Genomic DNA, 10,858 nt, shown 5'->3' on the forward strand with positions numbered 1-10,858 from the left:
TTTTAAGTTTTGCCTACGGTCGGTTCATCAATTCCAGCTTGGCAAAGAAGTCGGTAAACATCAACTGAATATCCAATCGGTTGTACACCCGAATCTGCCGGCCGGCATGGTTGTACTCGTACGTTCCCTGTGGTGTAATTCGGGGAGAGATTCTTAAAACATACTCGCTCGACGATGGGTCGGCCTCGAAAGACGATTGCAGGGCCGTCAGTAATACCAGTGGGCTATCGCCCAGCACATAAGTTTCACCAATGTTGAGCTTGTATTGCTGTAAGCGGGTCATCAATCGCTCCAGCACATCGGAAAGATATTTTCCCGTTTTACCCTGTGGTTTTACCTTCAGTAGCAGTAGTGAATACGGCAGCAGAGCCTGCCGGTAGGCGTTTCGGGGAATTTGCCAGATGGGCACGGCTGTACGGTTAAACACGACCCGGGCTGCGGCAATATCTATGTTCAGGTTGTATTCCGGTGTTGAATAGTTAGGCGGGGGCAGGGCCAGATCGGTATATTCCGGACCACCAATCCAGACCAGCGTTAGCTTATTGGCAATTTGGGGATTAGTCAGCAGTGCCGAAGCCATTTCGGTAAGCCCGGCCCCGCATAGAACATATAAGGGTAATTGAGTATCGGTACGTAGAGCTTCTCTGATGATAAACTTTACCGCTTCGCTTTTAACGGGAGTGCTATCATTAGGCATGGCCGTGTTCGACCCGGCTATGATGGGTATAGTTATCTTCAGACCCATCGTCTGAACAAGCTCCTGCGCTTTTTTGACAGCGTTATCGGCTTGCATAGTCGAATTGTCGAATCCGTCCCCGACGCGAAGATGCGAACCAATAATAGCCCTCACGTCCACCGAAGGCGACAGCAACAAATGCGCCAACTGGAACAGCCCATCGGGGTCTCCACTAAAATCATTATCGACAATTACCCGTATCCGGGATGCCACAATCGACTGAGCACCCAAACCTTGTCCGGCCGTAATGGCGGGGACTGCCAGCAGGAGCAGTAAAAATCTAAACCAGCTATTCATTAACATGGCTGAAAAAGCCTGATACAGGACGCTTTTTACTTTGCTTTCTCCTCTACTTTTGGTTGCAGCGTTCCCCGCGCAATGGGTTCGGGCTTGGACTTTGGGGTTGTATAGCGCAACAGGGTGGCCGTTGCATGCACATCTTTAGGCGATTTCGTGATCAGTAACTGATACGAACGGGTGCCGATTACGAGGTTGGAATAGCTCATATTCCCCGACTCCTGCAGCAGACTCCAATTGGCTCTGGGTTCTTTAGCCAGCAGCGAATCGTCCTGCACCGTCAGGGCGCCATAGGTGGTGTCGGCCACAAACCGTTTGCTGGTAATTCCCTCAATGGCCGCAACAATGGATGGTGGAACAGCCGGTGCGGTTTTTGTCTGCGCTATGGCCGACACGCTCATCAGCCCTAGCGATAGTATAGTTAACAGTTGCTTTTTCATGACGTTGATTGCCTTAAAGCAGCACCTACGGGTTGAAACCCGTAAGCACTTATCAAGATTCTAAAACTTCCTATTCTTACCTATCTGTTAACGCTTCACCTCCCAAAATTGCTTTTTTATTGCTCTATATCTTATTCAACCGACCATTTTTCTACCAGTATTCATATTCTATAGGTAAATAATGCCACGGCCGATTCGTTTTAGTAGTATACCCTTTTAGACCCGTTTTCACCCTAGAATAATAATGTGAAAATTGGCTTGGAAGATTGGTTTTTAAGGGTAAATATTGAAACTATTTCCATGATTGATACGGCTTCATATACTAGTCACCCTTCGGATTTACAGCTCTGGCAACGCTTCAGGGAAGGTGATCGTGTGGCCTTTGAGCAGATTATTGCGAACAACTACACAAGCCTGTTCCGATTTGGTACCCGATTCACAAAAGACATTGGGTTGATCGAAGATTGCCTGCACGATTTATTCGTATATCTGTGGGAAAAGCGAGCATCCCTTAGTGCTACCGATTCCATTCGAAAATACCTCTTCAAGTCATTTCGGCATAAGATGCTACTCGAATTGCAGCGTGTTTACCGTCGGGGCTGGGTCTCCGAAGATGAAGCCGCCGAGATGGCTCCCGAACAGAACTTTCAGGATACTCTTTTCCTGCTGGAAAATGAACAGCTGACAACCCACAAAATTAAAGAAGCCATCAACCAACTGCCGGTACGCCAGCAGGAAGCCCTTTACCTCCGCTATTTTGAAGGACTGGACGTCGATCATATTGCGCAGGTGATGACCATTAACCGGCAATCCGTATCGAATCACCTCCACAAGGCGCTCACCTTCTTACGCGAACACTGGGTTAATTTTACTATTTCGGCAATGCTGTTGGCCTTTTTCCGGTAGCATCGTCAATTCCTGCAAAAACTTTTCAAAAAAAGTCAAAAACGGAGGGTATATTCCTTACCCTCGCTAATTGTCTGAATAAAGGGGTAGACAAGTAGCGTTTTTTGATGAAAAGAAGTAACCATTCCGAGCTGGACGATTTTCTGGAAGATGATTCTTTCCGGCTATGGGTATTTGAAAAAGCTACGCCGGAAGCCGCTCAGCAATGGGATAATTTTCTGCTTCTGTACCCGCAAAAAGAGTTTATTTTCCGAAAAGCACAGGAAGTCCTGCGAGCGATCGAAGGTGATACGTTCGTGTTACCAACCGCCAGCGTTCGGCACAATATCCGGCAGATCATGCAGGATACTGAACCAGCCCCTTTTGTACAGTCAATTCCCTGGTATCACTCGCCCGTTTGGCGGTGGGCCGCTGCTGCGGTGGTTGTGCTGGTCGTAAGCTGGTACAGCTGGCATCGAAACCAGCAGGCACTACCGCCTTCAACGGCTATCTATCGGCAGATGGTGTCGGCGTCAGCAGCTCCGCTGGAAGAAGTTGAGAATAAGACCACCCAGAGTCGACTGGTTCTCCTGGCCGATGGCAGTTCGGTAGTGCTTCAGCCCAACAGCCGGATTAGCTACCCTAAACAGTTCGATCAACATCCGAAACGGGAAGTTTACCTGACTGGCGAAGCGTTTTTTGAAGTCGCCAAAAATCCGGATAAACCCTTTTTCGTGTATGCCGACAACCTGATTACCAAAGTTCTGGGCACCAGCTTTACGGTTCGGGCCTACGACAGGCAGGCCGTCGATGTAACGGTCAAGACGGGCAAGGTCTCCGTTTTCACACGATTTGATAAAGAACGGGTCGAAAAGAAGGAATCAAAGCAACTGATCGGTTTAGTGCTCACGCCGAATCAGCGGGGCCTCTTCGACAGGGAGGAAGGCCGCTTGCTACGGTCGCTGGTAGAGTCGCCTAACTTACTCGACATGCCCATCCAGCGGTCGGTGTTCGAGTTCAACGATACGCCGGTTTCGGCGGTCTTCGCATCGCTGGAAAAAGCGTATGGGGTGGAGATTATCTTCGACGCGGAAGTGATGAAAAACTGTTACCTGACGGCTTCGCTGGACGATGAACCGCTGTTCGAAAAGCTAAACATGATTTGCCAGACGCTGGATGCCCAGCACGAACAGATGGATGGCAAGATCTTAATCAGTAGTAAAGGATGCCAATAAAATTACTCAACTTACTTATTCCGCCTATGTCTGAAAAACACCTAGCCTAAACACAAAAAAAGAGTCAGCAATGCGCCAACATCACTGACTCCAGAGTTATCCCCACTTGCTCTCTTCAACAAAAGCACCCCTCTGCAGGGTAAGGGAATTTTATTGCCGAGTTAAACCGACAACCAATTCAAAAGTATGACAATTCGAATACAAATGCAGCAAAGGCTGCTCAAAATTATGCGAGTCAGTTTCTACCTGTTTCTCGTGGTAACCGCCTTTGCCACGATCGCACAGGCGCACGACACGTATGGTCAGGAATTACTCAACAAGCGCGTTAGCCTACAGCTTTCCAACCTGACCGTTGAACAGGCAATCAGTCGCATCGGCAAAGAAGCTGATGTGAAGTTCATGTATAATCCGCGCATCTTCAGCCAGCAGCGTATCAGTTCGCTGACGTTTACCAACGAGAAGCTGTCGGCGGTGCTCGACGTAGTGCTCAGTCCCGCATCAATTGATTACGAAGTAGGTGGCAAAACCATCATCCTGAAACGGGCCGCTTCGGCTACCAGCACGACAGTAAGCCCAAACGTCGAAAAACTCGTTCCGCCAATTACCGTCACGGGCCGGGTTCTCGATGAAAAAGGCGCTGGTTTGCCCGGTGCGACGGTTCTCCTCAAAGGAACCAGCAATGTAGGTACGGCTACGGACGCCGAGGGGCGTTTTTCCCTGAACGTACCCGACGGTAATGGAACGCTCGTTATCTCGTCGATCAGCTACACCGCGCAGGAAGTAGCCATCAACAACCGGACAACGCTGCCCGATATTCAATTGGCATCTGATGTGAAATCACTGAACGAGGTCGTTGTTGTGGGCTATGGTACCCAGCGTAAGAAAGATTTGACCGGCGCTGTGGCCGTGGTTAACGTGGCCGAGCTTCAGCAACAGCCCACGTCGCAGATTACGAACCAGCTGCAGGGTCGGGCGTCGGGCGTTACGGTATTGGGATCGGGACAGCCGGGCGAAGCGCCCCAGGTGCGTATCCGGGGATTGAACACGTTCGGAAATAACCAGCCGCTGTATGTTGTGGACGGTGTACCGACGCAGAACATCAACGACATCAACCCGAACGACGTGGCCTCCATGCAAGTTCTGAAAGATGCCGGTTCGGCATCGATCTACGGCTCACGGGCGGCCAACGGGGTAATTATTATTACGACCCGCCGGGGTTCGGGAAAGGTAAAAGTGCAGTACGATGCCTATTACGGAACGCAGATTCCTAAAGGCGGCAATGTGTGGGATTTGCTGAATCCACAGGAAACAGCTCAATTAAAGTTCAACGCCCTTCGCAACGCCAACCCCAATGTGGCCATCAACGATCCGCTGTACGGCAGCGGCACAACCCCGGTTTTGCCGGATTACATTGCGCCACAGGGTGCCAAAGAAGGCGACCCATCGGTAGATCCATCGCGGTATAATGTTAACCCAACCTACAACGATGCCTCGCAGTATAATGCCTTCTACCGGATTACACGGGCCAACAAGACAGGAACGGACTGGTTTCACGAGATTTTCAAACCAGCGCCCATCACAAGCCATAACCTGGCGGTGAGTGGTGGTGGCCCACAAGGCAACTACCTGTTCTCGTTCAACTACTTCAATCAACAGGGTACACTCATCAATACGTACCTGAAGCGGTACACGATTCGTTCGAACAGCCAGTATAACATTCGGGAGAACATCCGGGTAGGCGAAAACATCGCATTTTCGGTGTCGGACAACCCACGGATAAACGCCCTTCAGGAAGGCAGCGCCATCGGTATGGCGTTCCGCGAGCAGCCCATTATTCCGGTCTACGACATTGCCGGGAACTATGCCGGGGGCTACGGCCAGGGATTGGGTAACGCCAACAACCCGGTTGCCATTCAGAAACGGACGGCCAATAACCGGGGACAGAACAACCGGTTGTTCGGTAATATGTACGCAGAGATCGACTTCCTGAAAGACTTTACGGCCCGCACCAGTTTCGGGGGTGAGATTTACATGGGTAACTTCCATTCCTTTACGTATCCAACCTACGAAAACCAGGAGAACACGACGACCAACTCCTATACGGAGAACACCTTCAACGGATCGAACTGGACCTGGACCAACACGGTACAGTATCAGCACAACTTCAACAACACACACGATCTGAAAGTACTGGTGGGTACAGAAGCGTATCAGAACCAGGGGCGTAACGTAGGCGGGACAACGCAGGGATATTTCTCGTTCGATCCCAACTTCACGAACCTCTCGACCGGTTCGGGAACACCAACCAACTACAGCAATCGCTACGCCGACGCGCTGTTCTCCCTGATTGGCCGGGTCGATTACTCGTTGAAAGATAAGTACCTGTTTGGGGCTACCATTCGTCGTGATGGATCGTCCCGCTTCCTCAACTACCAGTATGGCTGGTTCCCGGCGGTGAGTGCAGGCTGGCGCGTTTCGCAGGAGAGCTTCATGAGCGGACTTACCTGGCTGAATGACCTGAAAATTCGCGGGGGTTACGGGATCATGGGCAACCAGTTGAACGTTGATCCGGCCAATGCCTACACGACCTATGGTGGTGATCGTACCTCGTCGTATTACGCTATTAGCGGCTCCAACTCGGCCAACTCACTAGGCTTCCAGCGGACACGCATCGGCAACCCTGACGCACGCTGGGAGAAAAACATCAACGCCAACATTGGTTTCGATGCCAGCCTGTGGAAAGGCAAACTGGACCTGACGGTCGACTATTACAACAAAGAAGTTCGTGATCTGCTGTACACCCTCGAACTGGCCGGAACGGCGGGTCTGGGAACGGCTCCGGCGGTTAACGTCGCCAAAATGCGCAACCACGGTCTCGACATTGCTGCGTCCAGCGCGATCAACGTGACGAATGATCTGAAACTGACCGGTACGCTGACGTTTACGACTTATAATAACAAGATTGTGTCGCTGGCTGAGGGTGTCGACTACTTCGATCAGGAAGGTCGCCGGTTCAACGGTAGTTACATCGTTCGCAACTCCGTTGGTCATTCCATCGGTCAGTTCTTCGGCTACAAAACGGCTGGCTTCTGGAATTCGCAGGAAGAGATCAACCAGGCCAACGCGCAGGCCCAACAGGCAACCGGTAACTCTGCGGCCGTTTACCAGAGCGATGTGGCGGTGGGTCGTTTCCGCTATGCCGACGTGAATGGAGATGGGCAGATTACCGATGCCGACCGGACGTATTTGGGCAACCCAAACCCGAAGTTCAGCTACGGACTGAACCTGGGTGCTACGTACAAAAAGTTCGACTTCAGCATTTTCTTCTACGGCACGCAGGGCAACGACATCTGGAACAACGTACGCTGGTGGACCGACTTCAACGCCAACTTCCAGGGGGCCAAAAGTCAAACGGCCTTGTACGACTCCTGGACACCCGAGAATCACGACGCCAAAGCACCGATTCAGGAAACGGTGGGTTCGTTCAGTTCGGCCAACGTGCCCAACTCGTACTTCGTGGAGAATGGCTCGTACCTGCGCGCCAAAAACGCACAGCTTGGCTATACCTTACCTGCCAATACCCTGAAAAAACTAGGCATTGAGCGGCTACGGGTCTATGTTCAGTCGGCCAACCTGTTTACGATCACCAAGTACTCGGGCCTTGATCCTGAAATTGGCACTACGGCCAATACGAACAACAGCTCGGGTGGCAGCCTGAACCAATCGTTCTCGAACAGTACCTCGTTTGGTATCGACGAAGGCGTTTATCCGAACCAGCGCCAGTTCCTCTTCGGTCTGAATGTGACGTTCTAATTCTTATTTAACTCGACAACCAATGAAAGTAACAAGATATATGGCAATCGGGGGGCTTGTAGCAGCCGGGTTGCTCTTCGATGCCTGTCAGAAAAGTTTGGAGATACCGGCTCAGGGTGCCCTGAGTGACGAGGTATTAGCGACGCGGGCGGGCGTAGATGCTCTCCTGACGGGTGCCTATGCCGCGCTGGATGGACAATACAACAACGGATCAGCCCTGAACCTCGCGGGTGGCAACGCCTGGGAAGCATCGCCCAGCAACTGGGTGTACGGTAGTATTGCGGGTGGCGAAGCCCACAAAGGCAGCGATGGCAGCGACCAGCCCGCCGTCGATGCTATTGCCAAGTTCACGGCCGACCCCAGCAACGGCTATTTCAACAGCAAGTGGCGGACAGTCTACGAAGGGGTAAACCGGACGAACTCCACCCTGCGCCTGCTGGCACAGGCCACCACCATTGCCGATGCTGATAAGACGCTGCTGGCCGCTCAGGCCCGTTTTCTGCGGGGGCATTATTACTTCGAGTTGAAGCGGATGTTCAACAATGTACCCTGGATTGACGAAACCGTTGAAACAACGGCCGCCAGTTCGCAACCCAACAATGTGGATATCTGGCCGAAAATCGAAGCTGACTTCCAGTATGCCATGGAAAACCTGCCGAATACCCAGTCGGATGTAGGCCGGGTAAACAAATGGGCCGCCATGACCTATCTGGCCAAGACTTACCTGTACGAGCATAAGTACACTCAGGCCAAACCCCTTTTCGATCAGGTGATTGCGCAGGGCGTTACGAGCAATGGTCTGAAATACGCGCTGACGACCAAATACCATGATAACTTCGATGCGGCTACAGAGAACAACTCGGAATCTGTATTCCAGATTCAGATGGTAGCTAACGATGGTACGGGTACCATTGCCAACGCCAATCAGGGCGACATGCTGAACTTCCCGTACGGTAACAGCCCCTTCCGCTGCTGCGGTTTCTTCCAGCCTTCGCAGGAGCTGGCCAACTCGTACCGGACTGATGCTACCGGTTTACCTTTAATAACCGCTTATAACAGTTCGCCAGTTAAGAACGACCAGGGCATTGCCTCGACTCAGCCGTTTACACCGGATGCCGGTCCGCTGGACCCACGCATCGACTGGACTATCGGTCGGCGAGGAATTCCGTATCTGGATTGGGGTAACCACCCCGGTGCCGACTGGATTCGGAGCCCGGGCCAAACCTATGCTGGTCCGTACTCACCGAAGAAGAACATCTACATGCAGGCCACGCAGGATCAATACGCTGATAACCATTCCTGGGCACCCGGTACAGCCATCAACTGGAATATTATTCGCTACGCCGATGTGTTGCTAATGGCGGCTGAAGTGGAAGCCCAACTGGGTAATCTGGAACAGGCACAAACATATGTGAACCAGGTTCGAGCGCGGGCGGCCAATCCGGTCAACTACGTATACCGCTATGCGAATGATGCAGCACCGCTTGCGGGCTACTCGACCACCCCGGCAGCTAACTATAAAATTGCAGTTTACCCGGCGGGTGCCTTTGCCGGTTTAGGAAAGACGGGGGCTCTGAACGCCATCTACTTCGAGCGTAAGCTGGAACTGGCTACTGAAGGTCACCGTTTCTTTGACCTGGTTCGCTGGGGTGTGGCGGAGTCCGAACTGAACAAGTATTTCAGCTACGAAAGCACGATCACGACAGATATTCGGGGTGGCCGCTTCGTTGCCGGGAAGAATGACTATTTCCCCATTCCACAGCGGCAAATTGACTTAAGCACATCCAGCGGTAAGTCAACCCTGACGCAAAATCCGGGGTATAATTAATAAAATAGCGTTTAATCATCAAAAGAGGCAGTCCATTGTGTGCTGCCTCTTTTTGTTGAGCTGGCTCAAGTTTCCCTAATCAAATGCGAACGTTCTCATTACTCCTCTTTTCCAGTTGCTTACTTATCCTGATTGGTCTCGGCTGTCAATCCGGGAACGACACGTCGACTGTCAAAGACCCGGTTAGGGCAGAAGGCGAACGATTGGCACAGCAATACTGCGGCAACTGTCACCTGCCTGTTTCACCCAATGCGCTGGATAAAGAAACCTGGCACAAAAGGGTGTTACCGGCAATGGCGCTCAAACTGGGGCTGGAGGTTTGGCAGAAAACCAACTATTATTTTCCACCATCGGCTTCGATCAAGCAGACCGACTGGATCAAGCTACAGAATTACTACGAATCGCTCGCTCCCGAGAAACCAATCAAGGCATCGCCCCCTATTCCGCTTGTCAGCGACTGGTCCATTTTCAGGCTCCATAAACCGGCAGAAATCAAGAGCGAGATTACGACCACAACGATGGTTACGTTCGATTCGGCCAGCCATCAGATTTATACAAGTAATGAAGCCAGTGCAGGACTGTATCGATGGAATGTCAACTTAAAACCAACGCTGGTTCGGACGTTGCCATCGCCCGCTGTTCAGGCCCGGTTTCTGCCGGATGCGAATGGGACGCAGCGGGCATTACTCACCTGTATCGGCACAATGCTGGCCGTTGACCAACCTAAAGGCGAGATATTAGATCTGACACTAAATAAAACACAAGAGACCACGCCGGTCGTACTGGCCAGCCAACTCCCCCGCCCGATTGACACAACACCGGGCGATTTTAATAAAGATGGGTTGACCGATTATATCGTTTGTGGCTTTGGGCACGAAGCAGGTGCTTTGTACTGGCTAAAGCAACGACCCGATCACCAGTTCGACAAAATAGCGATTAAAGAAGTTGCGGGTGCTACGCAGGTCATACCCGGCGATTTTAACAACGACGGCTGGCTCGATTTCATGGCCCTATTTGCCCATGCCGATGAAGGCATATGGCTTTTTACGAACGATCAGAAGGGCAGCTTTACGGAGCAGAATGTACTGCGCTTTCCACCCGTTTACGGCTCAACAAGCTTCCAACTGGTTGATTTCAATAAAGACGGCAAACTGGATATTTTGTACACTTGTGGCGATAACAGCGATTACTCCCGTATTCTGAAGCGTTTTCACGGCGTTTACATCTTCACCAATCAGGGTAACTTCCGCTACAAACAAACCTGGTTCTACCCTGTCAACGGCTGCACCAAAGCCATCGCGAAAGACTTTGACCTAGACGGCGACCTCGATATTGCCAGCATCGCCTTCTTCGGCGATCTGAAGAACAACCCCGCCGAAACCTTTATTTACTTCGAACAGAACAAACCCCTTGTCTTTACTCCCCACGCCGTCCCGATCAGCTCATACGGTCGCTGGATTTGCATAGACGCCAACGATTGGGATCACGACGGCGATACTGATATTGTACTGGGTAATTTCTCAATGGGCTTCCTGAACGAAGTAAAATTCACCCCCACCTGGAATAGTTACCTGCCGCTGGTCGTGCTGGAGAACACGACTCGGAAGTAGTGGTTCCGGGCGTG

At 51.6% G+C, this 10,858-nt stretch carries 7 protein-coding genes; 5 read left to right on the top strand and 2 right to left on the bottom strand.

The window, feature by feature from the left end:
* Positions 1-13 precede the first annotated feature (13 nt).
* Both NT073_RS02720 and NT073_RS02725 read right to left on the bottom strand, forming a co-directional pair.
* Entirely contained in the window at positions 14-1,033 is a 1,020-nt protein-coding gene (locus tag NT073_RS02720) for a nucleoside hydrolase (RefSeq protein WP_297368390.1), read from the bottom strand.
* A 35-nt stretch (positions 1,034-1,068) separates the two neighbouring features.
* Positions 1,069-1,473 carry a hypothetical protein gene (locus tag NT073_RS02725; protein WP_297368393.1) on the bottom strand — a complete coding sequence of 135 codons (405 nt, stop codon included), beginning with the start codon at positions 1,471-1,473 and terminating at the stop codon, positions 1,069-1,071.
* Positions 1,474-1,773: 300 nt separating this feature from the next.
* Between NT073_RS02725 and NT073_RS02730 the strand changes: the two genes are divergently transcribed.
* The 5 genes from NT073_RS02730 (at position 1,774) to NT073_RS02750 (ending at position 10,844) form a co-directional block, all read left to right on the top strand.
* Entirely contained in the window at positions 1,774-2,379 is a 606-nt protein-coding gene (locus tag NT073_RS02730; protein ID WP_297368395.1) for a sigma-70 family RNA polymerase sigma factor, read from the top strand.
* A gap of 107 nt (positions 2,380-2,486) precedes the next feature.
* On the top strand, positions 2,487-3,593 hold the full coding sequence (locus NT073_RS02735) for a FecR family protein (RefSeq protein WP_297368398.1): 1,107 nt from the start codon (positions 2,487-2,489) through the stop codon (positions 3,591-3,593).
* 186 nt (positions 3,594-3,779) lie between these two features.
* The gene (locus NT073_RS02740; RefSeq protein WP_297368401.1) at positions 3,780-7,406 is read left to right on the top strand and encodes a TonB-dependent receptor; all 3,627 of its coding nucleotides are present in this window, start codon (positions 3,780-3,782) and stop codon (positions 7,404-7,406) included.
* A gap of 22 nt (positions 7,407-7,428) precedes the next feature.
* Positions 7,429-9,234 carry a RagB/SusD family nutrient uptake outer membrane protein gene (locus NT073_RS02745; RefSeq protein WP_297368404.1) on the top strand — a complete coding sequence of 602 codons (1,806 nt, stop codon included), beginning with the start codon at positions 7,429-7,431 and terminating at the stop codon, positions 9,232-9,234.
* 83 nt (positions 9,235-9,317) lie between these two features.
* Complete coding sequence (locus tag NT073_RS02750; protein WP_297368408.1) at positions 9,318-10,844, top strand: VCBS repeat-containing protein; 1,527 nt, start codon at positions 9,318-9,320, stop codon at positions 10,842-10,844.
* Positions 10,845-10,858: the final 14 nt, after the last annotated feature.

The sequence above is a fragment of the Spirosoma sp. genome, from assembly GCF_026391055.1.
Classification (GTDB): Bacteria; Bacteroidota; Bacteroidia; order Cytophagales; family Spirosomataceae; genus Spirosoma.